This is a genomic window from Mesorhizobium cantuariense (assembly GCF_042647205.1).
Taxonomy (GTDB): Bacteria; Pseudomonadota; Alphaproteobacteria; order Rhizobiales; family Rhizobiaceae; genus Mesorhizobium; species Mesorhizobium cantuariense.
In genome coordinates this window covers 6,474,494-6,497,317 of the sequence record NZ_JBHRVD010000001.1, presented here as the reverse complement: position 1 = coordinate 6,497,317, position 22,824 = coordinate 6,474,494, and the positions used below count along the sequence as shown (strand labels likewise).

The 22,824-nt window shown below is 63.5% G+C and carries 25 protein-coding genes; 13 read left to right on the top strand and 12 right to left on the bottom strand.

The features are described 5' to 3' along the window. Positions 1-61 precede the first annotated feature (61 nt). Complete coding sequence (locus ACFOJ9_RS31830; protein WP_378985044.1) at positions 62-352, top strand: YggT family protein; 291 nt, start codon at positions 62-64, stop codon at positions 350-352. Between the two features lie 13 nt (positions 353-365). Then, complete coding sequence (locus ACFOJ9_RS31825; RefSeq protein ID WP_378985042.1) at positions 366-677, top strand: DUF167 family protein; 312 nt, start codon at positions 366-368, stop codon at positions 675-677. A gap of 17 nt (positions 678-694) precedes the next feature. On the opposite strand, the gene ACFOJ9_RS31820 is transcribed toward ACFOJ9_RS31825, so the two are convergent. From ACFOJ9_RS31820 to ACFOJ9_RS31810, 3 genes are read right to left on the bottom strand one after another with little or no spacing between them, the layout of a single operon-like run. Further along, positions 695-1,576 carry a MurR/RpiR family transcriptional regulator gene (locus tag ACFOJ9_RS31820; protein WP_378985040.1) on the bottom strand — a complete coding sequence of 294 codons (882 nt, stop codon included), beginning with the start codon at positions 1,574-1,576 and terminating at the stop codon, positions 695-697. A 10-nt stretch (positions 1,577-1,586) separates the two neighbouring features. Further along, the gene (locus tag ACFOJ9_RS31815; protein WP_378985038.1) at positions 1,587-2,654 is read right to left on the bottom strand and encodes an ABC transporter ATP-binding protein; all 1,068 of its coding nucleotides are present in this window, start codon (positions 2,652-2,654) and stop codon (positions 1,587-1,589) included. A gap of 2 nt (positions 2,655-2,656) precedes the next feature. Next, the gene (locus ACFOJ9_RS31810; RefSeq protein ID WP_378985036.1) at positions 2,657-3,445 is read right to left on the bottom strand and encodes an SDR family oxidoreductase; all 789 of its coding nucleotides are present in this window, start codon (positions 3,443-3,445) and stop codon (positions 2,657-2,659) included. 181 nt (positions 3,446-3,626) lie between these two features. Here ACFOJ9_RS31810 and ACFOJ9_RS31805 point away from each other — a divergent pair, with 181 nt between their 5' ends. The 4 genes from ACFOJ9_RS31805 (at position 3,627) to ACFOJ9_RS31790 (ending at position 8,545) form a co-directional block, all read left to right on the top strand. After that, positions 3,627-4,859 carry an ABC transporter substrate-binding protein gene (locus ACFOJ9_RS31805; RefSeq protein ID WP_378985034.1) on the top strand — a complete coding sequence of 411 codons (1,233 nt, stop codon included), beginning with the start codon at positions 3,627-3,629 and terminating at the stop codon, positions 4,857-4,859. Positions 4,860-5,334: 475 nt separating this feature from the next. Then, complete coding sequence (locus ACFOJ9_RS31800; RefSeq protein ID WP_378985032.1) at positions 5,335-6,204, top strand: carbohydrate ABC transporter permease; 870 nt, start codon at positions 5,335-5,337, stop codon at positions 6,202-6,204. Next, positions 6,201-7,025, top strand: a complete 825-nt coding sequence (locus ACFOJ9_RS31795; RefSeq protein WP_378985030.1) for a carbohydrate ABC transporter permease — start codon at positions 6,201-6,203, stop codon at positions 7,023-7,025. Before ACFOJ9_RS31800 ends, ACFOJ9_RS31795 begins: the two co-directional genes overlap by 4 nt. Positions 7,026-7,048: 23 nt before the next feature. After that, entirely contained in the window at positions 7,049-8,545 is a 1,497-nt protein-coding gene (locus tag ACFOJ9_RS31790) for a M81 family metallopeptidase (protein WP_378985028.1), read from the top strand. A gap of 147 nt (positions 8,546-8,692) precedes the next feature. Here the strand turns inward: ACFOJ9_RS31790 and ACFOJ9_RS31785 are convergent, their stop codons facing one another. The 6 genes from ACFOJ9_RS31785 to ACFOJ9_RS31760 form a co-directional block, all read right to left on the bottom strand. Beyond that, positions 8,693-10,747, bottom strand: a complete 2,055-nt coding sequence (locus tag ACFOJ9_RS31785) for a M3 family metallopeptidase (protein WP_378985026.1) — start codon at positions 10,745-10,747, stop codon at positions 8,693-8,695. Positions 10,748-10,842: 95 nt separating this feature from the next. Further along, entirely contained in the window at positions 10,843-11,277 is a 435-nt protein-coding gene (locus tag ACFOJ9_RS31780; RefSeq protein WP_378985024.1) for a nuclear transport factor 2 family protein, read from the bottom strand. After that, entirely contained in the window at positions 11,274-11,918 is a 645-nt protein-coding gene (locus ACFOJ9_RS31775) for a carbonic anhydrase (protein ID WP_378985022.1), read from the bottom strand. The genes ACFOJ9_RS31780 and ACFOJ9_RS31775 overlap by 4 nt, the downstream gene beginning before the upstream one ends. A 148-nt stretch (positions 11,919-12,066) precedes the next feature. Beyond that, positions 12,067-12,858, bottom strand: a complete 792-nt coding sequence (locus ACFOJ9_RS31770; protein ID WP_378985020.1) for a DUF429 domain-containing protein — start codon at positions 12,856-12,858, stop codon at positions 12,067-12,069. Next, positions 12,855-13,739 (bottom strand): pyridoxal kinase PdxY, encoded by an 885-nt coding sequence (gene pdxY / locus ACFOJ9_RS31765; protein WP_378985018.1) that lies wholly within the window; start codon positions 13,737-13,739, stop codon positions 12,855-12,857. The genes ACFOJ9_RS31770 and pdxY overlap by 4 nt, the downstream gene beginning before the upstream one ends. Positions 13,740-13,752: 13 nt before the next feature. Continuing rightward, on the bottom strand, positions 13,753-14,004 hold the full coding sequence (locus tag ACFOJ9_RS31760; RefSeq protein ID WP_109665384.1) for a hypothetical protein: 252 nt from the start codon (positions 14,002-14,004) through the stop codon (positions 13,753-13,755). A 163-nt stretch (positions 14,005-14,167) separates the two neighbouring features. Between ACFOJ9_RS31760 and ACFOJ9_RS31755 the strand changes: the two genes are divergently transcribed. The 6 genes from ACFOJ9_RS31755 to ppa all read left to right on the top strand — a co-directional run bounded on the left by ACFOJ9_RS31755 (position 14,168) and on the right by ppa (position 18,624). Continuing rightward, entirely contained in the window at positions 14,168-14,806 is a 639-nt protein-coding gene (locus ACFOJ9_RS31755) for a LemA family protein (RefSeq protein ID WP_378985016.1), read from the top strand. A gap of 200 nt (positions 14,807-15,006) precedes the next feature. Beyond that, positions 15,007-15,819 carry a TPM domain-containing protein gene (locus tag ACFOJ9_RS31750; protein ID WP_378985014.1) on the top strand — a complete coding sequence of 271 codons (813 nt, stop codon included), beginning with the start codon at positions 15,007-15,009 and terminating at the stop codon, positions 15,817-15,819. Between the two features lie 7 nt (positions 15,820-15,826). After that, complete coding sequence (locus ACFOJ9_RS31745) at positions 15,827-16,708, top strand: TPM domain-containing protein (RefSeq protein WP_378988174.1); 882 nt, start codon at positions 15,827-15,829, stop codon at positions 16,706-16,708. A gap of 8 nt (positions 16,709-16,716) precedes the next feature. Then, a complete protein-coding gene (locus tag ACFOJ9_RS31740; RefSeq protein ID WP_378985012.1) occupies positions 16,717-17,355 on the top strand; it encodes a TPM domain-containing protein in 639 nt (212 codons plus the stop codon). A 117-nt stretch (positions 17,356-17,472) separates the two neighbouring features. Beyond that, on the top strand, positions 17,473-17,979 hold the full coding sequence (locus ACFOJ9_RS31735) for a GNAT family N-acetyltransferase (protein ID WP_183447375.1): 507 nt from the start codon (positions 17,473-17,475) through the stop codon (positions 17,977-17,979). 111 nt (positions 17,980-18,090) lie between these two features. Continuing rightward, positions 18,091-18,624, top strand: coding sequence for an inorganic diphosphatase (ppa, locus tag ACFOJ9_RS31730; protein ID WP_013528997.1), 534 nt, complete (start codon positions 18,091-18,093; stop codon positions 18,622-18,624). A gap of 9 nt (positions 18,625-18,633) precedes the next feature. On the opposite strand, the gene ACFOJ9_RS31725 is transcribed toward ppa, so the two are convergent. Beyond that, positions 18,634-19,227: a hypothetical protein gene (locus tag ACFOJ9_RS31725; RefSeq protein ID WP_378985009.1), complete on the bottom strand. Its 594-nt coding sequence runs from the start codon at positions 19,225-19,227 to the stop codon at positions 18,634-18,636. Between the two features lie 45 nt (positions 19,228-19,272). Continuing rightward, entirely contained in the window at positions 19,273-19,890 is a 618-nt protein-coding gene (locus ACFOJ9_RS31720) for a TetR/AcrR family transcriptional regulator (RefSeq protein WP_127294145.1), read from the bottom strand. Positions 19,891-19,964: 74 nt separating this feature from the next. On the opposite strand from ACFOJ9_RS31720, the gene ACFOJ9_RS31715 reads away from it, so the two are divergent. Next, entirely contained in the window at positions 19,965-21,248 is a 1,284-nt protein-coding gene (locus ACFOJ9_RS31715; protein ID WP_378985007.1) for an MFS transporter, read from the top strand. A gap of 221 nt (positions 21,249-21,469) precedes the next feature. On the opposite strand, the gene ACFOJ9_RS31710 is transcribed toward ACFOJ9_RS31715, so the two are convergent. Further along, positions 21,470-22,552, bottom strand: coding sequence for a transposase (locus ACFOJ9_RS31710; protein WP_056580349.1), 1,083 nt, complete (start codon positions 22,550-22,552; stop codon positions 21,470-21,472). Positions 22,553-22,824: the final 272 nt, after the last annotated feature.

Sequence of the window (22,824 nt, the reverse complement as noted above, 5' to 3'; positions counted from 1 at the left end):
CAGGCGGCCCTTGCCGGTTTGGCGCGCAATGGCTACATGTCGGCAACAATTGGAGACCGGCATGCTCGCCCTCATTCAAACAATCGTCATGGCGCTTGACCTCTACTGGTGGATCATCATCGCCTCGGCGATCTTTTCCTGGCTCTACGCCTTCAATGTCGTCAACTCGCGCAATCAGTTCGTCGGTTCCATAGGCAACATGCTCTATCGGCTGACCGAGCCGGCGTTGCGGCCGATCCGCCGTTTCATGCCGGATCTTGGCGGCATCGACATCTCGCCGATCATCCTGCTTCTGGTCCTGTTCTTCCTTCGGCAGTTCCTGCTCACCACGGTGGCACCTCTGGTCCTGTGAGCAGGATGACAGTATGAGCACGCCGTTTCGCCTGCGCGAGAACGGTGTCGACCTGTTTGTCAGGCTGACACCGAAGGCTGCACTGGACAGGCTCGAAGGCGTCGAGACGTCAGCGGACGGGCGAAGCCACCTCAAGGCCCGCGTCCGCGCCGTGCCGGAAAACGGCGCCGCCAATCATGCGCTTGAAAAGCTGATCGCCAAGGCGCTGGGCGTGCCCGGGTCCGCCGTCTCGGTTGTCGCCGGTGGCACCGCTCGGCTGAAGACCGTGCGCATTTCAGGTGATCCGGCGATGTTGGCGAAAGGCATAGAGGGGCTCGGCTCCTAATGCCCTCGGTGAATGGTTTAATCCCCCAGCGGCAAACGGGGGTCGTCGACCTTCAACGTGTTCACGCTCTGCTTGATGCGGCGCAGATTCTCGAGGACCCGTGGTCCGCGCGTCTCGGCGACCGAGGTGACGATCATGTCGACGATCGACAGCAGCGCATAGCGCGACGATGTCGGCTTGTAGATGTTGCCGTCTTCCAGCGACTGGAAATGGATGACCGTGTCGGCGACCTTGGCGAGCGCGGAGTCCGGCGGGGTGATGGCGATTGTCGTGGCGCCATATTGCTGGGCGACCTGCACCGCATCGATGACCGATCGCGCATAGCCCGAGACAGAGAAGGCGATCAGCGTGGTCTCCGGCGTGGCAACGGCGGCGTACATGCGCTGCAATTGTCCGTCGATCTGCGCCAACACCGACACGCCCAGCCTGAACAGCCGGTTCTGCATTTCGGTTGCCATCATCGACGAAATACCACCGGAACCGATGCACAGCACATTGCCGGAAACGGCGATGCGTGCAGCGACGGCGACCAGCGTCGTCATGTCGAGGTTTTCGCTGGCGCGCTGGATGGCTGATATCGCCGCTTCGGTGATGGCGGAAGCGATGCGCTGTTCGCGGACGTCGCGGCTCAACGGCTCCGGCGACAGATACTGGCCGCCGATGGCGATGGCCTGCGCCAGATAGAATTTGAAATCGCGCAGGCCCTCGCAACCGAGGTTGCGGCAGAACCGGGTCACCGTCGGCTCGCTGACACCGACGCGCAAGGCAATTTCCGAGATCGCCGCCTTGGAAACGAAATCGAGGTCGGCCAGCACGAAGCCGGCCAGCCTGCGATCCGACTTCGTTCCGTCCTGCAAAATCAGCTGCAGGCGCGTGATGATGTCGGCCGGCGTCTTCATGCGTGTGTTTTCATAGCGGCAGGCCCGTCGCCTTGTCGAACAGATGGACGTTGCCGGGATCGACGGTCACCGGCAGCAGGTCGCCCGGCCTGACCGGCACCCTGTCGCGGAACACGGCGCGCACCGTGTCAGTGCCGATGGCGCCATAGACATGGGTCTCGGAGCCGGTGGGCTCGACGACATCCACCCTGATCGCCATCGCGTCGACAGCCTCGCCGATGACAAAATGTTCGGGCCGGATGCCGGCTTCCACCGCGCTGCCCGCCGGCACCTGTTTGCCGGCAAGTGCAAGCCGCCCGCCACCGCTCGACTCGAACCAGGTTTTCTCAGCTGTCGTCTTGAGAGAACCCGAGACAAAGCTCATCGACGGGGAGCCGAGGAAAGAGGCGACGAACTTGTTGGCCGGCCGGTCATAGAGTTCCAGCGGCGCCCCGACCTGCTGGATCCTGCCCCGGTCCATCACGACAATGCGATCGGCCATGGTCATGGCTTCGATCTGGTCGTGGGTGACATAGACGATCGTCGATTTCAGCCGCTGGTGCAGCGCCTTGATCTCGACGCGCATCTGCACGCGCAGTTGCGCGTCGAGGTTGGACAAGGGCTCGTCGAACAGGAACACCGACGGCTCGCGCACGATGGCGCGGCCCATGGCGACGCGCTGGCGCTGGCCACCCGACAGCTGGCGGGGATAGCGGTCGAGATAGGAGAAGAGATTGAGGACGCCGGACGCCTTCTTGACCTTCTCGTCGACCACGGTGCGCGCCTCGCCGCGTATCTTCGGCCCAAAGCCGATATTGTCCGACGCCTTCAGATGCGGGAACAGCGCATAGGACTGGAACACCATGGCGATGTTGCGCTGCTGCGGCGGCAGTTCGTTGGCGCGCACGCCGCCGATCAACAGGTCGCCGGAGGTGATCGTCTCCAGGCCGGCCAGCATGCGCAGCAAGGTCGACTTGCCGCAGCCGGACGGGCCGACCAGCACGACGAACTCGCCGCTCTTGATATCGAGGCTGATGTTCTCGAGGATCTTGTGCTGCCCGAAGGATTTCGACAGGTCGCGAAACTCGACGTCGGTCATGCTCACGCTCCCAGAATGTCGTCGATGAATGGCAGGCAACCGGCGGTCAGCCCCGCGTCCACGGGCATCACCACGCCTGTTACGCCCGATGCGCGATCGGATGCAAGGAAGGCGACGGCTTCCGCCACTTCCGAAGCATTGACGATGCGACCTAGCGGATAGAGCCGCTGCAGCTTGCCGAGGATCTCGGGGTCCTTGGCAAGGCGGTGGTCCCAGGCGGCGGTGCGGATCGATCCGGGGCAGACGACATTGGCGCGCAGGCCGCTGCGGCCTAGCTCGACGGCGATCGCCTTGGCATAGGCGTTGATGCCGGCCTTGGCCGCGGCATAGGCGGGATTGCCGAAATGCGCGATTGCGTTGACCGAGGAGATGAAGACGACGCTGCCGGAGCCGCGCCCGGCCATCGCTCTGACCAGCGGATCGGCGAAAGTCATCACACCGGTCAGGTTGAGGTCGAGTTCCTGCTCTATCCTGTCGGGGTTGAGCGCGGAGAGCGTCTCGGCCCGCGTCCAGCCGGCATTGTTGATGAGAATGTCCGGCACGCCGTCCCGGTCGAGGAGCGCGCCGATCGCCGCTTCTATCGAAGCCCTGTCGAGAAGATCGAAGACGTGGCGGGAGGCAAGCTGCGGGCTGTTCAACGCCTCGCTCGACTGGTCGCAGCCGATGACCCTGGCGCCCCTTTGGGCCATCAGCGCCACGATGGCCGTGCCGAGGCCGCCGCCAGCGCCCGTCACCACGACAGTCTTGCCCTCGAACTCGGCCCTGCCTTCGAACTCGGCTTGCAAAACCACCGTGCGTTATCCTCCGAGAGTTCTGACAGATCGTGTAAGGCCTAGGCCCATAAATGTAATTAAGCAACAGAATAATCTGCTTGCAAGCCTTCAAATCATCGATAATGTAGGAAAGTCACATAAATCTTCTGCCCCGGCAACGAAGAGGCGCGCAGCGCAAAATCAAAATGGGAGAGATCAAATGAGCCTTGCAAAATGGACTGTCGGCCTGATGGCCGGAATGAGCATGCTGGCATTTGCGGCGCAGGCCAATGCTGGCGAGGTGCGCGTCACCGTCGCCGAGTACAGCGCCAAGACCGCCCCCTATTTCGCCGACGTCAAGAAGGAATTCGAGGCGGCGAACCCCGGCATCACCGTCAAGTTCGAAGTGGTGCCGTGGGATGTGCTGCTGCAGAAGCTGACCACCGACATCACCGCCGGCACCAATGCCGATCTGTCGATCATCGGCACCCGCTGGCTGATCGACTTCGTCCAGCAGGATGTCGCCGAGCCGCTCGACAGCTACATCAAGCCCGACTTCAAGGACCGCTTCATCGACACCTTCCTGTCGCCCTCGATCATGGACGGCAAGACCTACGGCCTGCCGATCGCGGCCTCGGCGCGCGCCATGTACTATAACAAGGAGCTGTTCGAGAAGGCCGGCATCGCCAATCCGCCGGCCAACTGGACCGAGCTGCAGGAAGACGCCCGCAAGATCAAGGCGCTCGGGTCCGGCACCTTCGGCTTCGGCCTGCAGGGCAAGGAGATCGAGACCGACGTCTACTACTACTATGCGATGTGGTCGCAGGGCACCGAGATCCTCAACAAGGACGGCACCTCCGGACTGAGCACACCGGGCGCGCTTGAAGCGGCCAAGCTCTACAAGTCGATGATCGACGAAGGCCTGACAGAGCCGGGCGTCACCTCCAACAACCGCGAGGACGTGCAGAACCTGTTCAAGCAGGGCAAGGTCGGCATGATGATCACGGCACCCTTCCTGTCCAACCAGATCAAGGACGAGGCGCCGAACCTGAAATACGGCGTGGCGGCCATTCCCGCTGGACCGACCGGCGCGCGCGGCACCTATGGCGTCACCGATTCCATCATCATGTTCAAGAACTCCAAGAACAAGGACGAGGCCTGGAAGCTGCTCGATTTCCTGTTCACCACGGAACAGCGCGCCAAGTTCACGCAGGGCGAAGGCTTCCTGCCGGTGAACAAGGAAGAGGCCAAGATGGACTACTACGTCAACAATGCCGATCTGGCGGCGTTCACCGCGCTCTTGCCCGACGCCCGCTTCGCGCCGGTCATTCCGGGCTGGGAGGAGGTCGCCCAGATCACGTCGGACGCCATGCAGAAGATCTATCTCGGCGGCGACCCCGAGGCAGGCTTGAAAGACGCGGCGGCGAAGGCAAACGCCGTGCTCAAGAAATAGGGCGTATCTCCCTGCGCCCGTGGCGCGCCCCCGACTCAGGTGGGGCGCGCCACATCTTGCAGACTTGAGCAGAAAGACAGATCGTCAATGTCAGCGCCGCCCCAGCCAGGCTCCTTCCTCTCCCTCCGGAGGGGGGAGAGGTGGCTCGGCGAAGCCGAGACGGAGTGGGGGACCACCTGGCAACCGCCGCGAACGGACATAGGAAGGGCACTAGGCGCAAGCATCGCCTCGTCTTGCGCCCAAGGGTCGACCCCCACTCCGTCGAGCTTCGCTCGACACCTCTCCCCCGATCGACGGGGGAGAGGAAGGACCCCCTTCCGCGACTGCTGCGGAGGACGGGCAGGCAGGTGAGGGGCGCGCCGACGGTTGCAAGGAATCCTGAAGCGGTGCCTTGAGAAGAACGAGGCGGGATTAAGTCAATCTGTTAAGCCAGCGCAATCCAATCTCCACCCGCAACAGGGTACAAAGTCAGTCGATGCAAAATCGTTTCTTGCCCTATCTCCTGACCTTGCCCAGCCTGTTCCTGGCGGCGGTCGTCATCTTCTGGCCGGTCTGGGACCTGATCCAGATTTCGACGCATGAAGTCAGCCGCTTCGGTCAGCTTCGCGAATTCAACGATTTCGCCAATTTCGCAGCGCTCACGGCCGATCCCGATTTCATGGCCGCGCTCTGGCGCACCGGCCAGTGGACGGTGATGGTCGTCGGCGGCGCGCTGCTTTTGTCGATTCCGGTGGCGATGATCCTCAACACCGATTTCTATGGCCGCGGCATCGCGCGCGTCATCATCATGCTGCCCTGGGCGGTGTCGCTGACCATGACCGCGGTGGTTTGGCGCTGGGCGCTAAGCGGCGAAAGCGGCATGCTGAATTCGGCGCTGATCGGCCTCGGCCTCATCGACCACAACATCCAGTGGCTGGCGAGCGCGGAGACCGCTTTCCCGATGCAGGTGCTGATCGGCATCCTGGTGACGGTGCCGTTCACGACGACGATCTTCCTCGGTGGCCTGTCGTCGATCCCCGACGACCTCTACGAGGCGGCGGCGCTCGAAGGGGCGACGCCGCTGCAGCAGTTCCGCGAGATCACCTTTCCGCTTTTAAAACCGTTCATCAACATCGCCATCGTGCTCAACACCATCTACGTCTTCAATTCCTTCCCGATCATCTGGGTGATGACGCAAGGCGGGCCGGCCAACTCGACCGACATCCTGGTCACCCATCTCTACAAGCTGGCGTTCCGCATCGGCAAACTCGGCGAAGCATCGGCGGTGTCGCTGGTAATGTTCGCCATATTGCTGGTCTTCACCATGATCTATGTGCGGCTGGCGATGCGGGAGCAACGCGCGTGAGAAGCAAGCTGAAACGTTCCATCATCGCCTGGCTGCTGCTGGCGCCGCTGATCGTGGTGACGCTCTTTCCCTTCGCCGTGATGCTCCTGACCGCGGTCAAGCCGAGGCAGGAAGTGCTGTCGCCGACCTGGTGGCCGAGCGAATTCCGCTGGTCCAACTTCTCCGATATGTGGGTGGCGACGGGCTTCGGCCAGGCGCTGCTCAATTCGCTCTACGTCTCGATCATCGCCACCGTCGGCGCCATTCTGATCTCGGTTCCGGCGGCCTATGCGATGTCGCGCTTCCGCTTTGCCGGCTACGGCGCCTTGCGCCAGTTCCTGCTGATCTCGCAGATGATCTCGCCGATCGTGCTGGTGCTCGGCCTGTTCCGGCTGATGGCGGCCTGGGGCCTGGTCGAGAGCACCACGGCGCTCGGCTTCATCTACATGGCCTTCAACGTCGCCTTCACGGTGTGGATGCTGCAGAGCTATTTCGACACCATCCCGCGCGATCTCGAGGAGGCGGCCTGGATGGAAGGCGCCGGCCGCTGGCTGACCTTGCGCAAGGTGTTCCTGCCGCTCTGCCTGCCGGCGATCGCTGTGACCGCGATCTTCACCTTCATCAATGCCTGGAACGAATTCGTCGTGGCGCTCACCATGCTGCGCAGCCAGGAAAGCTACACGCTGCCGATCCAGGTGTTTTCGCTGGTCGCCGGCCGCTATACCATCGAATGGCATCACGTCATGGCCGCCACGCTGCTGGCGACCGCGCCGGTGGCGATCCTGTTCATCTGGCTGCAGCGCTATCTCGTCAGGGGACTGGCGCTCGGAGCGGTCAAGTAGCGCCTATTCAAGACGGAGCTTTCATGCGCATTTTCACCGCCTCGCTGGCGACGGAAACCAACACCTTCTCGCCGGTGCCGACCGACAGGGCCTCATTCGAGATGGCCTTCTATGCCGGCCCCGGCAAGCATCCGGAAACGCCGACGCTGTGCTCGTCGCCGATGGTGGCGCTGCGCCGGCGGGCAGCGGCCGAAGGCCTCGATGTCATCGAGGGCACCGCCACCTGGGCGGAGCCCGGCGGCCTGGTGCAGCGGCAGACCTATGAGGCGTTGCGCGACGAGATTCTCGGCCAGCTCAGGGCGGCGCTGCCGGTCGATGCCGTCATCCTCGGCCTGCATGGCGCGATGGTGGCGCAAGGCTATGACGATTGCGAAGGCGATCTGCTCGAACGGGTTCGCGCAATGGTCGGGCCGGAGGTGGTGATCGCCGTGGAACTCGATCCGCACAGCCATCTGACACCGAAGCGCGTGGCGGCCTCTGACGTCCTCGCCTACTTCCTCGAATTTCCGCACACCGATTTCTACGAGCGCGGCGAACATGTCGTCGAGCTTGGCCTCGCCGCGGCGCGCGGTGAGATCAAGCCGGTCATCTCGGCCTTCGACTGCCGCATGATCCAGGTGCTGCCGACCAGCCGCGAGCCGATGCGGTCCTTCGTCGACCGCATCAAGGCGCTGCACGGCAAGGATGGCGTGCTGTCGGTCTCGGTCATCCATGGCTTCATGGCGGCCGACGTGGCCGAAATGGGCACGCGCATCCTGGTGGTCACCGACAATGACAAGGCCAAGGGCGACGCGCTGGCGGAACGGCTGGGGCGGGAGCTTTATGCGTTGCGCGAAAAGACGGCGATGACCATGCTGAGCACCGCCGACGGCATCGACCGGGCGCTGGCCGTGCGCGCCGAGAATCCGGGCAAGCCGGTGGTCATCGCCGATATCTGGGACAATCCCGGTGGCGGTGTGCCGGGCGACGGCACCTTCGTGCTGCGCCAGATGCTGGCGCGTGGCCTCGACAGGTTCGGCGTGGCGACAATCTGGGATCCGATCGCGGTCACCTTCTGCCTGGCGGCGGGCGAGGGCGCGGTCATCGACCTGCGCTTCGGCGGCAAGGCCGGGCCGCAGGCCGGCGAGCCGATCGACGCGCGCGTGCGCGTGCTGAAGGCGGTTGCGGAGGGTTGGCAAAGTTTCGGGCCAAGCCGCGTGACGCTCGGGCCGACGGCGCTGGTCCGCCTCGAAGGCACCGAGGTCGACATCATCCTCAACACCAATCGCACGCAGACTTTCGAGCCGGATATTTTCTCCAACATCGGTGTCGATCCGCTGGCCAAGGACGTGCTGCTGATCAAGTCGACCAATCATTTCTATGCCGGCTTCGAGCCGATCGCCGCCGAGATCATCTATGTCTCGGCGCCGAGTTCGTATCCCAGCAATCCGGCGGTGACCAACTACACCAAGCTGACGCGGCCGATCTGGCCGCGGGTGGCTGATCCTTGGAAGGGTGACGCTGGTGATCTCCCCCCTTGAGGGGGAGATGTCGCCGAAGGCGACAGAGGGGGTCGTCTCTCGTGAAGCGCCAACCTCCATCTGCAGCAATGGGCCGAGCCCGGTCGGACCGACCCCCTCTGGCCGCTTCGCGGCCATCTCCCCCTCGAGGGGGGAGATTACGCAGCGCTACACCAGCCCGCGCTTGGCCATCATCGCTTCGGGCGACGGCATCTTGCCGCGGAAGGCGGTGTACAGCTCTTCCGGGTCCTTCGAGCCGCCGGCGGCGTAGATGTTCTTGCGCAGCCGTTCGGCGAGCGCCGGGTTGAAGGGATCGCCGGTTTCCTCGAAGGCGGCGAAAGCGTCGGCGTCGAGCACTTCCGACCACATGTAGGAGTAATAGCCGGCCGAGTAGCCGTCGCCGGAGAAGACATGGCCAAAATGCGGGGTGCGGTGGCGCATGGCGATGGTGTCCGGCATGTCAAGCTTTCCGAGCGTTTCGGCTTCGAAACGAAGCGGCGCTTCCGGTGCATCCGGCCGCGCGTGATAGGCCATGTCGATCAGTGCCGAGGCGGTGAATTCTACCGTTGCAAAGCCTGCACCAAAAGTCCGCGCGGCCAGCATCTTGTCGAGCAGCGCCTTCGGCATCGGCTTGCCGGTCTTGACATGCAAAGCGTGCTTTTCCAGCACCGCCGGCACGGTCAGCCAGTGCTCGTAGAGCTGCGAGGGCAGTTCGACGAAATCGCGGCTGACCGAAGTGCCGGCAACCGAAGGCCAGGTGACATCGGTCAGCATGCCGTGCAAGGCATGGCCGAACTCGTGGAACAGCGTTTTCGCCTCATCGACCGAGAGCAAAGCCGGCTCGCCGGCCGGCGGCTTGGCGAAATTCATGATGTTGTAGATCACCGGCTTCGAACCATGGCCGAGACGATAGCCGGATTGCAGCGCGCTCATCCAGGCGCCGGAGCGCTTGGAGGGCCGCGCGAAATAGTCGGCGAGGAACAGGCCGCGCTCGCTGCCGTCGGCATTCTTCACCACGAAGACACGGGCATCCGGATGCCAGGCGGCAATGCCTTTTTTCTCCTCGAAAGTGATGCCGAACAACCGTGTCGCCACATCGAAGCAGGCGTCGATGACTCGGTCGAGCTGCAAATAGGGTTTCAATTCGGCCTCGTCGAAGGCGAACTTTTCCGCACGCAGTTTCTCCTGGTAGAAGCGCCAGTCCCAGGCGGCGAATTTTTCGTTGCTGCCGGCTGCGGTGGCCAGCCGCTGCAGGTCGGTCTGGTCGGCGGCAGCCTTCTCCAGCGCTTTCTCCCACACCGGATCAAGCAGCGCGTGCACCGCCTTCGGTGTCTTGGCCATGGTTTCGTCGAGCTTCAGCGCGGCGAAGGAGCCGTAGCCGAGCAGTTTTGCCTTTTCGGCGCGCAGCTTCAGCATGTCTCGCACAACGGATGTGTTGTCGGTGGCGCCGCCATTCTGGCCGCGCATGGTGAAGGCGCGGAAGGCGATCTCGCGCAGGTCGCGGCGTTCGGAGAAGGTCGAAAACGGTTCATAGATCGAGCGCGACAAAGTGACGGCATAGCGGCCCTTCTGGCCGCGCATTTCGGCGGCTTCGGCCATCGAGCTTTTCAGGAAATCCGGCAGACCGACAAGGTCGGCCTCGTTGAGGAACAGTGCCCAGTCGCTCTCGTCGGCTAGCACATTCTGGCCGAAGCTGGTGCCGAGCGAAGACAATTCCTCGCTGATCTTTGCCAGCCGCTTCTTGCCGTCGGCGTCGAGTTTCGCGCCGGATCGTACAAAGCCCTTCCAGGTCTTTTCCAGCACCCGCAGGGTCTCGGCGTCGAGCTTCAGGCTCTCACGGCGCTGGTAGAGATCGTCGATGCGGGCAAACAGCCTCTCATTCATCGAAATCGCTGAGAAATGCCTGGACATTTTCGGCGAGATGTCGCGCTCCAGCGCCTGGATCGTGTCATTGGTGTAGGCGCCGACGCGGCACCAGAAGATCGACGAGACACGGTCGAGCGCTTCGCCGCCGAGTTCCAGGGCGGCAAGCGTGTTCTCGATGGTCGGTGTGTCCTTGTTGCCGGCAATCGCCTCGATCTCGGCTTCATGCGCCTCCAGCGCCGCGTCGAAGACCGGGGAGAAGTCGCCGTCGCCGATGCGGGTGAAATCCGGCAGGCCCAGCGGCCCTTGCCACGCGGTCAGCGGATGGGCGGCGAGGTCGACGGCTTTTATGGAAGGCATGGACAGTCTTTCGATCGTTGACGGGGAAGGCTAGGTCGTCACCGATGTAGGGCGACGCCTCACAAGGCGCAACAGCGCCGCCGGTCAGGTTTTCGTCAGAAGCCGTCGCAATTTTCGGCGATTGCCGCTTGCGAACTGGCGGTGATGCGGTTGTCGGTCACCGCGAAGGTTTCCTGCATCAGCATGTCGTTGTTGGGGAAATCGTAACAGGCGACCACCGTGGTGACGCCACCTTCGCTCTTCTCGATCCTGTGCCGAATCTCTGCACCGGCAACCGCACCTTTCCATTCGTCGATCGAGGCGATGAATTCCTGCTTGCTTTGAACAATGCCGAGGTCATCGAGTTTGATGCGGACATCGTCGGCAAGCAGGTCGGACAATTCGGTGCGGTCGGCGACCAGCAGTGCCGAATACCAGCGGCTGATGAGGACGCGGTCATCGGCCCGTGCGGCAATAATCGCAACCAGCAGCGCGGCCGCCGTAAAAACGATCGACCGGATGTTCACCACCTTGCGCGCCGCCGTGTTCATCCCAGCTCCGGCCGTTCGAAATCGCCGGTCTCCTTGTTCATCACCCAGAGCTCACCGGTCGAAATGTCGAACCAGGCGCCGTGCAGCGACAGTCGTCCCTTGCCTTCGAGGATCGAGACGCAGGGAAAGGTCCGGAGATTGGCGATGGAATAGCGGATCGAGATGCGCTCCAGCGCGGTCTGGCGCTCCGACGCGGTCATGAAGGTGCTGGAGGACACCGTTTCGGCGGCCGGTGCGATGAGGCTCATCCACTTGCCGATGAAGTCGCCGGGCGACAGCGGTGCGGAATTGGTGTCGAGCGCGGCGCGGATGCCGCCGCAGCGGCCATGGCCCATGACGACGATGTTCTTGACCTTCAGGCTCTGCACGGCGAATTCGAGCGCCGCCGAGGTCGAATGGAACTCGCCGTCCGGTGCGTAAGGCGGCACCAGATTGCCGACATTGCGCAGCACGAAGAGTTCGCCAGGCCCGGCGTCGAAGATCGCTTCGGGGGCGGCGCGGGAGTCGCAACAGGCGACGATCATCGTTTCCGGCGCCTGGCCTTCGCGGGCAAGCTCGCGATAGCGTCCGCTCTCGGTGAGATAGCGGCCATTCATGAAATTGCGGTAGCCGGCGAGAAGGTGGTCGGGGAGATGGGGCATGGGCGGCGTCTGGAGCCTTTCCGGGTTGGAGGCGGCAGCTCGTTGCGGTCAAAAGAGGCTCTAACGGTAAAAGCCCGTTGCGAGCAATGCAGAATTATGGGGGCCGGCTATAAATGCCATGCATCGGGCGCAGCCTTGGCCAATAGCGTTACGCCCAGATGGCAACGGAAATGCCAAACCTGTCTCGGCCTGGCGGGTCGGGAAACGGCCTTGCTTCGCCGCTGGCGATGCGACCGGCGATCAACATCATCGCGGCTGCGTCAAGGAAATCATCGGCGGCGGCACCGCGCGGCGGCGGTTGGTCGAGAAACCCCTTCTCGTAGCCATGCCGGCAGAGCAGCGCCTTGCGTTCCGCCATGCCGGCCGGATTGATGCTGCCTTTGACTTTCTTCGGCAGTTGCATGGCTTGGTCGCCGTTCAGCCGGCAGAAGGCGACTTCCGGATGCGATTCGAACACACGGCCGCGCAGATCGGGTCGCGCGATCAGCAATGCGTCGATCTCGCGGATCTTGGTAAAAATGCCGAACGCCTGGATCGAAACGCCGCGCGGCGGGTCGGATGTGGTCTTGGCCACCGCGCTTGCCCTGATGTGCGCGGCATACCAGGCTTCGATGGTGGTGAAGTCGTTGGTATCGGCATAGAGCGCGGCGCGGGATGGGATCGAGAACACGCTTGATTGGCGTGCCCCGAGCAATGGCCGCACCAGCGCTTCCGGGCCGCGACCGCCTTTGCTCGAAAATTCGGGCAGGCCGATCGGCATGTCGACAGCGATGACCGCGTCGTGGGGAAGCGATGCAAGCAGAGCGGCGAAGCTGGCAAAGACCGCGACGGAGGGTGTCGAACCGGGGTTACGAGGTGTCGAACCGAGTTCGCGCCGCACGACAATCCAGCCGGCCTTGCAGCCGTCGACGCCGACAAGCACGATCTCGGCCGATGTCACGCCCGGCGGTCCCGCCCCGGATGTGTGAGGTGGCGCAGCTGGACCATCGCCATCGCGTGCGACAGGCTCGGGGCATCGGTTTCGAGCTGCAGTTCGTCACCGCCGCGCTTGGCGGTGCGCGCCAGGATCTCGTAGACTGCCGCCGTCGTCGATTGCAGCGCCTTGATCGGCGGTTGGCCGGACAGGATGCGTGCCAGGTAGACCGCCGCCGTCAGATCGCCCAGGCCATTCGGCGGCTTGTCGATCAGGCGGTGCTCGGCAAGCAGCGCCTGGCTGCCGTCGAGCAGGAGATTGCCGGTGCCGCCGGTCATCATCGACGGCGCCGAGGTGACCAGCATGGTCGATGGTCCGGCATGGAGTGCGGCCGCGATCACCGATTTCAGATCGGGCAAAGGAGCGCCGGCCATCCATTCCAGTTCGTAGCGGTTGGGAGTAGCGATATCGGCGATCGGCATCAGCCGGTCGCGCATGGCGATGGCGGTTGGCTCCGGCACATAGAGGCCGCCTGAATCACCCATCACCGGATCGCAGATATAGACGGCGTCAGGCGTGCTTGCCTTCACCGCGGCAACCAGCGAGGCGACGGCCTCGGCCTGGCCGGCCTCGCCGAGATAGCCGGACAGCACGGCGCCGACCTCACCCAGCCATGGCGCGCGCTCGAGATCGGCCATCAACGCCTTGAACTGGTCGAGCGGCGGCACGATGCGCGTTGCCCGCCCATGGCCGGGATGCCAGGGCAAGATGACCGTCGGCACCGCCCAGACCGGGAAGCCCAGGGTCTCCAGCGCAAAGACGGCGGCACGGTTGCCGACCGAGCCGCGTGCGACATGACTGGAAATGACGATGACCGCACGCGGCGCGTCGGTTTGTTCGGCGCTCATTGTTGTTTGATTCCTAACTGCCCCGGATGACGTAAAGCACAAGCCAGACCATCAGGCCCAGCGCCAGCAGCAGGCCGAGTGTCCGGCCAATGCGGGTGCCCCAGACTTCGATCGGATCGGCACGATCTGCATCGGCCGCGGTGACGTGATCGTGCAGGCCTTTCGTGGCCCGCGCCACAAACGAGTTGCCGGCCGGATCCGTCTCGCGCGCAACGCGCTCGAGGATACGGCGCGATTCCTTGTCGCTGTCCTGGCGTTCCGCCATGATGATGTCCCGTTTCGATCGAACCTTACCGCGTTCGCACAGCCAATCACAGGGCCTTGCAACGGCATCGGGCGTGCCAGGCAAACGGCTGCCGGTCGGGCGGTTTTCTTGCGCGCCGATTGTGGTAATGCTTCGCATGCAACTTCTACCGAGGGACCCCATCATGTTTGCCCAGCGCCTTGCCTCACCGTCCATGTTCCGCAGGCTGCCCGCCTTCCTGATGATGGCGATCGTGCTGCCGCTGCTTGCCGGCTGCGGCTACAACACCATCCCGACGGCGGAGGAAAACGCCAAGGCGGCATGGAGCGAGGTGCTGAACCAGTATCAGCGCCGCGCCGACCTCATCCCCAACCTGGTCGAGACGGTCAAGGGCTATGCCTCGCACGAAAAGGACACGCTCGACGCGGTGGTCGAAGCCCGCGCCAAGGCCACCCAGATCACGGTGACGCCGGAAACGCTGAACGACCCCGAAGCCTTCAAGAAGTTCCAGGACAGCCAGGCTGGCCTGACCAGCGCGCTGTCGCGGCTTTTGGCCGTCGTCGAGAACTATCCCGACCTCAAGGCCAACCAGAATTTCCTGGCGCTGCAGGCGCAGCTCGAAGGCACCGAAAACCGCATCGCGGTGGCGCGGCGCGACTACATCCTGGCGGTGAAGGACTACAATCTGACGCTGAGGACCTTCCCCTCGGTGCTGTGGGCGACCTTCTGGTTCCGCGGCAACCAGCCCTTCGCCAATTTCACCATCGAGGAAGACAAGCTGCAGACGCCGAAGGTCGATTTCGGCACGAAGCAGGGCGGGTGAAGAGCGCCTGTTGATCCTGGTCCTTGTCGGCCTTGTGCTCCGTCACACCCCCCTCTGTCCTGCCGGACATCTCCCCTGCAAGGGGGGAGATCGGCAGCCTCGGTGGTTTCGCTAATTTTCAACGCTGCAGAGGGGTTGCTGTCAGTGGCGACAGCCAATCTCCCACCTGGAGGGGGAGATGTCCGGCAGGACAGAGGGGGGTGCAAAGGAACGCAAGCCTGACATTCCTGGCTATCATTCTAAGCTTTCTCTTCCTGCCACTCGCCTTCGCCGCCGAGCTCCCCGCACTCACCGGCCGTGTCGTCGACAATGCCGGTATCATCGATGCTACGACCAAGGCGGCGCTGACCCAAAAGCTCGCCGATTTCGAGACAAAAGGCTCCGACCAGATCGTCGTCGCGACGATTCCCAGCCTCGATGGCGAAGAGATCGAGCCTTACGCCAACCGGCTGTTCCGTTTCTGGAAACTCGGCCAGGCGAAGGAAAACAATGGCGTCCTGCTGCTGGTTGCACCAAACGATCGCAAGATGCGCATTGAGGTCGGCTACGGGCTGGAAGGCACGCTGACCGACTTGCACACCAAGCTGATCATCGAAAACGACATGGTACCGGCCTTCCGCGCCGGAGATTTCTCCGGCGGCATAGAAAAGGCCGTCGACGACATGATCATGGTGCTGGAAGGCAATCCGGAGGAGCTGGAGGCACGCGGCGAGCGCAACCAGCAGGCCCCTTTCGATTCCGACGACCTGTTCTTCGCCGTCTTCATCAGCATATGGGCGATCATCTTCTTCGGCAGCATCGCGGTTTCCGTGCTGCCGCCGATCTTCGGCCAGAAGCTCGGTCCCGGCCGCTACCGCTGGCTTGGCATGACCTTCGAGCCAAGCCGCCGATCGTCGCGTGGCGGCTGGTCGTCGGGAAGTTCCGGCGGCGGATGGTCTTCGGGTGGCGGCGGCGGCGGCTTTTCCGGCGGCGGCGGTTCATCCGGCGGCGGCGGCTCGTCAGGAAGCTGGTGATGGCATGATGATACGCATCGTCAGCTTGTTGGGACCCGGCCGCTTCGCCTCGGTTGTCCTGATGGCTGTGGTCGTGCTGTTCTCCTGCTTCACGGCCTTCGCCGCCGACCTGCCGGCCCTGACCGGCCGTGTCGTCGACAATGCCGGCATCATCGATGCGGCGACCAAGGCGGCGCTGACGCAGAAGCTTGCCGATTTCGAGACAAAAGGCTCCGACCAGATCGTCGTCGCGACCATCCCCAGCCTCGACGGCGAGGAGATCGAACCTTACGCCAACCGGCTGTTCCGCTTCTGGAAGCTCGGCCAGGCCAGCGAAAACAACGGCGTGCTTTTGCTGGTGGCGAAGAACGACCGCAAGATGCGCATCGAGGTCGGCTACGGGCTGGAAGGCACGCTGACCGACTTGCACACCAAGCTGATCATTGAAAACGACATGGTGCCGGCCTTCCGCGCCGGCGATTTCTCCGGCGGCATAGCCAAGGCCGTCGACGACATGGTCATGGTGCTGGAAGGCAATCCGGAAGAACTGGAAGCGCGGGGCAAGCGCAATCCCGCCGATGACAGCACGCCCTTCGACCCGATCGTAGCGGTGTTCCTGATCCTGTGGGCGACGATGTTCTTCGGCGGCATGGCAATGGCGTTCCTGCCGCCGATGTTCGGCACAAAGCTGTCGCCGGGCGTGTACAAATGGCTGGGCATGACGTTTCGTTACGGTCGCGGACCGAGTGGCTCCTCGGGCAGCAGCGGCTGGACAACGGGTTCGTCGTCGGGCAGCGGCTGGTCGTCGGGAAGCTCGAGCAGTGGCTGGTCTTCGGGGTCAAGCAGCGGCGGCGGGTTTTCCGGTGGCGGTGGCTCATCCGGTGGTGGCGGTTCTTCAGGAAGCTGGTGAGACAGATCATGGCAACACGACCGATCAGCCCGCAGGATCATGAGCGCATCGCCACCGCGATCCGGGCCGCCGAATCGAAAACCGACGGCGAGATCTACTGCGTCGTGGCGCATGCGAGCGACGGTTATTTCTTTCCGGCGGCCTTCATGGCGACGGTAGGCATGCTGGTCGTCAGTCTGGCCGTCGGCTATGGGCTGGAGGCCTGGTGGCTGTCGATCCGGCTGCCGCATTTCGTCCTCGCCCAGCTCCTGGCGCTGGCCTGCGTGCTGGCCTTGTTGTGGGCGCTGCCCGGTCTGCGCATCCATCTGGTGCTGAGGCGGCTGCGCTATCAGGCGGCCCACGCCAATGCGGTCAAGCAGTTCCTCGCCCGCAACGTCCACCGCACCACGGCGCGCACCGGTGTGCTGGTCTTCGTCTCGATCGCCGAACGCTATGCCGAAGTGGTTGCCGATTCGGGCATCGACGCCAAGGTCGGCCAGCATGTATGGGATGGTGTCGTGCGCGACCTTACCGCGCATGCCGGCGACGACCGGCTTGCCGACGGCTTCATCAAGGCCATCGAGCAGGTGGGGGCGGTGCTGGCCGAGCATTTCCCGGTCACGGCGGGCGACAGCAACGAGTTGGACGACCATTTGGTCGAAATCTGAGTTTTCCAGAGAGACTTTGAAGGCCTTCCACCGAGGCGGTGATCGCCTGTGAGAAAGCGGTCGGCGGGCCGCCCGGACTCTTGCAATCGGGCGATGCGGGTTTATGGTTAACAAATCATGAATACGCTGACCATCGACATAAGAAAGGCCGACCCACGCGATGCCGGTGCCATCGCCGAGGTGCATCTGGAGGCCTGGCGCGGCGCCTATTCCGGCATCATTCCGCACCGTACCCTGACATCGATGATCAACCGACGCGGCGCCGACTGGTGGGCGAATGCGATTCGCCGCGCCGCCACCGTTCTGGTCGTCGAAATCGGCGGCAAGATCGCCGGCTATGCGACGATCGGCAAGAACCGCGCCCGTGAGCTGCGCCAGCAAGGCGAAATCTACGAATTGTACCTGCGCCCGGAATATCAGGGCATCGGGCTCGGCAGCCGCCTGTTCGCGGCAGCCAGGGCGCGTCTGGCCGATCACGGGCTGAAAGGCATGGTGGTGTGGGCGCTGGAGGACAACCAGAACGCGCTTGCCTTCTATGCCGGCGCCGGCGGCCGCGATGTCGCCGAGGGCGTCGAGATCTTCGAGCAGAAGGCGCTGAAGAAGGTCGCTTTCGTCTGGGAATGACAGCCCGGCCTTTCGGCCATTGGGCGTCCCGATCGCACCCAGCACCATTCGCCGCATTGCACCATGACGCGCCGCCCGCTATCGATCGTCCATCGAGAGAGGGATAAAGCCATGCGCATTGAAGCCATAGCCAGCGGAAAGAATCCGCCTGAGGACGTCAACGTCATCATCGAGGTGCCGATCGGCGGCGAGCCGATCAAGTACGAGATGGACAAGGAGGCCGGCACGCTGTTCGTCGACCGCTTCCTGCACACCTCGATGCGCTACCCCGGCAATTACGGCTTCGTGCCGCACACGCTGTCGGGCGACGGCGATCCGATCGACGTGCTGGTCTGCAACACGCGCGCACTGGTGCCGGGCTGCGTCATCAATGTGCGGCCGATCGGCGTGCTGATCATGGAAGACAATGCCGGCCAGGACGAGAAGATCATCGCCGTGCCGTCACCGAAGCTGACGCTGCGCTACGAGAACGTCACCGAATACACCCAGCTGCCCGACATCACGCGCCAGCAGGTGCAGCACTTCTTCGAGCACTACAAGGATCTCGAGCCCGGCAAATGGGTCAAGATCGAAGGCTGGCATGATTCCAAATATGCCAAGAAGATGATCGTCGACGCGATCGAGCGGGCCAAGGCGAGCAAGTAGCCCGACCGGTCAGTTATCGACCCGGCCGAAAGCCGGCACGTTGCCGATGACAGTGCGCCTGTCCTTGCCACAGGCGAAGGTCCGGGCCTTGTCGTCGGCAAGCTTGCGCGCCTGATCGTTGGCGGCGGGATTGCCCGTGGCCACCACCAGGCCGACGGTGCAGCCGTCGCGGGCCTCCATCTGGCCGACCTTGGCGACGAGCAGCACTTCGGTCGGCTTTTTCTCGTCCTCGGGATTGCTGATCGAGCGGCGGTGGATGGCGGCAAAGGGCACTGCGGTCTCGCCCTTGGTTTCGATGCGCCATTCGATCTTGGCTCCGGACGAATTGAAACCGGAAAAACTCTCCCACACCGTTGTCATGTCGCCGCCGGGCGGAAAGCCGTAGAACAGCGATTCACGAGCGTCGTCATAGGCGATCAGCACGGGGTAACCGCGATAGCCCGAACAGGCGAGTTCGGCCCAGTCGCCGTCGCCTTCCTCGGCCTGCCCGTAGGTCACGCAGTCCTTCTTCGAGTCGAGATCGGTGTAGGCGCTTGCAATGCCGTCGGCATGTGCAGCCTGGCAGAAGCCGGCGAGGATGAGCGGAATCAGCAGGCTACGCATCGCGGGACATCTCCGTTGGAGGTTGTCCTAGCGTATCGCCTGTCGCTATTTCTTCAAGCTGGCTTCGATCAGCAGGTCGGCGTTGCGAGCGACCGCTTGCGCGGGGCCGCCGAGCCCGAACAGCTGACCGCTGATATAGGCGCCTTCGATCAAGAGCAGCAGGCCGTCGCCGAGCGTGTCAGGGTCTTGCGCGCCCATCGCAACCGCCATGGCGCGCAGGCGGCGGCGCAGTTCCTGCTTGTTGGCCTCGCTGACCACGCGGGCCGGATGGCTGTGGTCGGGATATTCGACCGCCGCGTTGGTCATGCCGCAGCCGCGATAGTCCGCCACTTGCGTGCGCTTGCCGATGCGGGTCAGAAAAGCCTTGATCTGCGCGCGCGGGTCGCCGGGATGAGCGGCAACGGCCTCGTCGAAACGCTCCCAGTATTCAAGATCGTATTGCCTGAGATAGGAAGCGGCCAGTTCATCCTTGGACGGAAAGCTGCGATAGAGGCTGGGCTTGGTGACGCCTGCCCGTTTGACGATCTCGTCGACGCCGATCGCCCGGATGCCGCGCCGGTAGAACAGATCATACGCCACATCGAGGATTTTCTTGGCGGCCTTCGGCGGCGCCGATGCATGACCGTCGCTGATGGTCAGATCAATATTTTTGTCCGTTGGCATCGTGTGACTCGATTGACAATGTTACCGATCGGTACGTATACATGTTCCCACCCTGCAACGTACCGGTCAGTAACATGGTAGCTCAATCCCGCCCATTTGGCCAGCGCTACGCTTTCGTCGTGGTTGGCGTCATCTTCCTTAGCCTGCTGGTCGCGGCCGGCCTGCGGTCCGCTCCCGCCGTCATGATGCTGCCGCTCGAGAACAGTTTCGGCTGGCGGCGCGACATCATCTCGCTGGCCGCCGGTGTCGGCATCCTGCTTTATGGCCTCACGGGGCCATTTGCCGCAGCGCTGATGGAGCGGATCGGACTGCGTCGCACGCTGCTGGCCTCGCTGGTGGTGATGTCGGGTTCGACCGCGCTCAGCCTGCTGATGACCAAGCCCTGGCATCTTTTCATCACCTGGGGCGTGTTCTCGGGCATCGGTTCCGGCGCTGTCGCCAGCGTGCTCGGCGCCACCATCGTCAATCGCTGGTTCAAGACCAATCGCGGCCTTGTCATGGGATTGATGTCGGCCTCCAGCGCCTCCGGCATGCTGGTGTTCCTGCCGCTGATCGCCGCGTTGGCGCAGTCGGGTGGCTGGCAACCGGTCGTCATTGCGGTGGCGATCGCCACCGCGGCTCTGATACCGCTGGTCTGGCTGCTGGTGCCGGAGCGTCCGGCATCGATCGGCATGGTGCGCTATGGCGCCGAGGCGGACGACGTGCCGCCGACATCGCCCGCGTCGCAAGGCAATTTCCTCGCGCATACGCTCAACACGCTGCGCCGCGCCGCCGGCACAAGGGTGTTCTGGTACCTGTTCGCCACCTTCTTCGTCTGCGGCTTCACCACCAACGGGCTGGTCGGCACGCATCTGATCGCCTTCTGCGGCGACATGGGCATCGGCGAGGTGCAGGCCGCCGGGCTGCTGTCGATGATGGGCATTTTCGACCTGATCGGCACGACACTGTCGGGCTGGCTCACCGACCGCTACGACCCGCGCAAGCTGCTCGGCGTCTATTACGGCATCCGTGGCCTGTCGCTGATCTATCTGCCCTATTCCGGCTTCTCGGCGACCAGCCTGATCATCTTCGCCGTGCTCTACGGCCTCGACTGGATCGCCACCGTGCCGCCGACGCTGAGGCTCGCCAATGAGGCGTTCGGCGATCGCAGCGGGCCGATCGTGTTCGGCTGGATCGTCGCCGGCCACCAGATCGGTGCGGCCACTGCCGCAGCCTTCGGCGGCACCATGCGTGAGCTGCAGGGCAATTATGAGCTGGCCTTCCTGATTGCCGGCATGACTGCCATCGCCGCCGCCTGTATCTCGCTGCTGATCAACACAAGCAAGCCGGCATTTGAGCCGGAGCCGCAGGCGGCTTAGGCGCAGCGGCGGAGCGCTAATCTCCCCCCCTTGAGGGCATATGCGCTAAGATAGCTTCGGCATGGACTGAAATTTGCGCTTTCGTGGTGGCTCACGCCATCGATGTCGCAAGGCATGGAGATTTTGGCGCAGGGCTGCCAAGGGAGGTTGAGCAAAGATCGCTGCGATCAGAGAGGCGACGATCTGGCGGGTGGCGCGCCACAGCAGCGGGCGCCCGTCGCTCAAGGGGGAGAGACACCCAACTCCTGCGAAAGGGGTTCGGTCACAAGCGCGATGAGGAAGTGGGCAAGAATCCAAGGCTTTGCGATCCTTGGGTCTTTGGCTGGAGGCGCGCGCAGTCCGATCAGGCTCTTCAGACGCTTGAAGGCGAGCTCGATGCGCCAGCGCATGCGATAGAGCTTGAGAACTGTGCCGGAGGGAAACTCCTCCTGGTCAAGCGAGGTCACAAGGATGACAAAGCCGGCGGCAATCAGCGTCTCCGGTTGAACCTGCTTGCCCTTGGCCTTGGCTTCCTTGTTGATTTTGCGCCGCGCTTCTTGTGTCGCAGCCTCGGATTTGCGCAAGGCGATCAGGCGCATCTTCAGGGGCTCGCCCTTCTTGAGGCCCAGCCAGACAGGCGTTTCGATGACCTCCTCCCGGCAGCTCTTCAGGTGGCCGATGAGATCGAACGCCTTGCCGTTGGCGTCGAGCCATCGCACATTCTTCCACGGCGCGCGCACGACAACGTCGCCGTCTTGCGCCATGACCTTTGCGATCCGCTCGGCCTGCAGATAGGCGCGGTCGCCGATGCGGATCTCGCCCGGCACCACCGGCACGCGGTCGATCAGCTCGGCCTCGCTCTGGTCGGTGATCTCGAGGAAATCGAACTGCTCGCGCTCAAGATCGAAGGCGCAGTGCATACGCCAAAGGCCATTGTTCTTCTTCTCATGCACACCCGCCTTGGCAACCGATGTCGCATCGAGGATGCGGATCAGCCGGCCCTTAGGCAAGCCTTCCTCCTCGCGCTTCAAAAGGTGCCCGATCAACTGCTGCAGCCACGGCCCTGCATTGCGCAGCCGGCCGAGCAACGCCACGTCCGAGATGTCGGCGATCCCGCTTGCCGCCGCCCAGGCCACGACGCCCCGCATGCCCACCTTGCCAAGGCAGTAAGCCAGTGTCAGGCGCAACAGATCAGTAGCCGACCTGACGCCCCGCGGCCGCAGAAACGCCTTCGTCTCGCGGGCACTCCCTGCAATCAACTCTTCACCGCCGAGGAGCTCAATCGTCTCGGCCCAGCCGTCATCTACAAGCGATTCGTGAGTCATCGCAGCGTAGAATCACAACCGATTCCCCACTGCAACACCTATCTTAGCGCATATGCCCTTGAGGGGGAGATGTCGCCGAAGGCGACAGAGGGGGTCGTCTCACGTGGAACGCCGACCTCCTGCGTCTGCGACAAAGGGCCGAGCCCCGTCGGACCGACCCCCTCTGGCCTGCCGGCCATCTCCCCCTCGAGGGGGGAGATCATCTGTTCATTGTTATCAAAACTTCATCATCCCGAGATGTGCCTGAAACATTGACGCTGGACCTTGGTGGC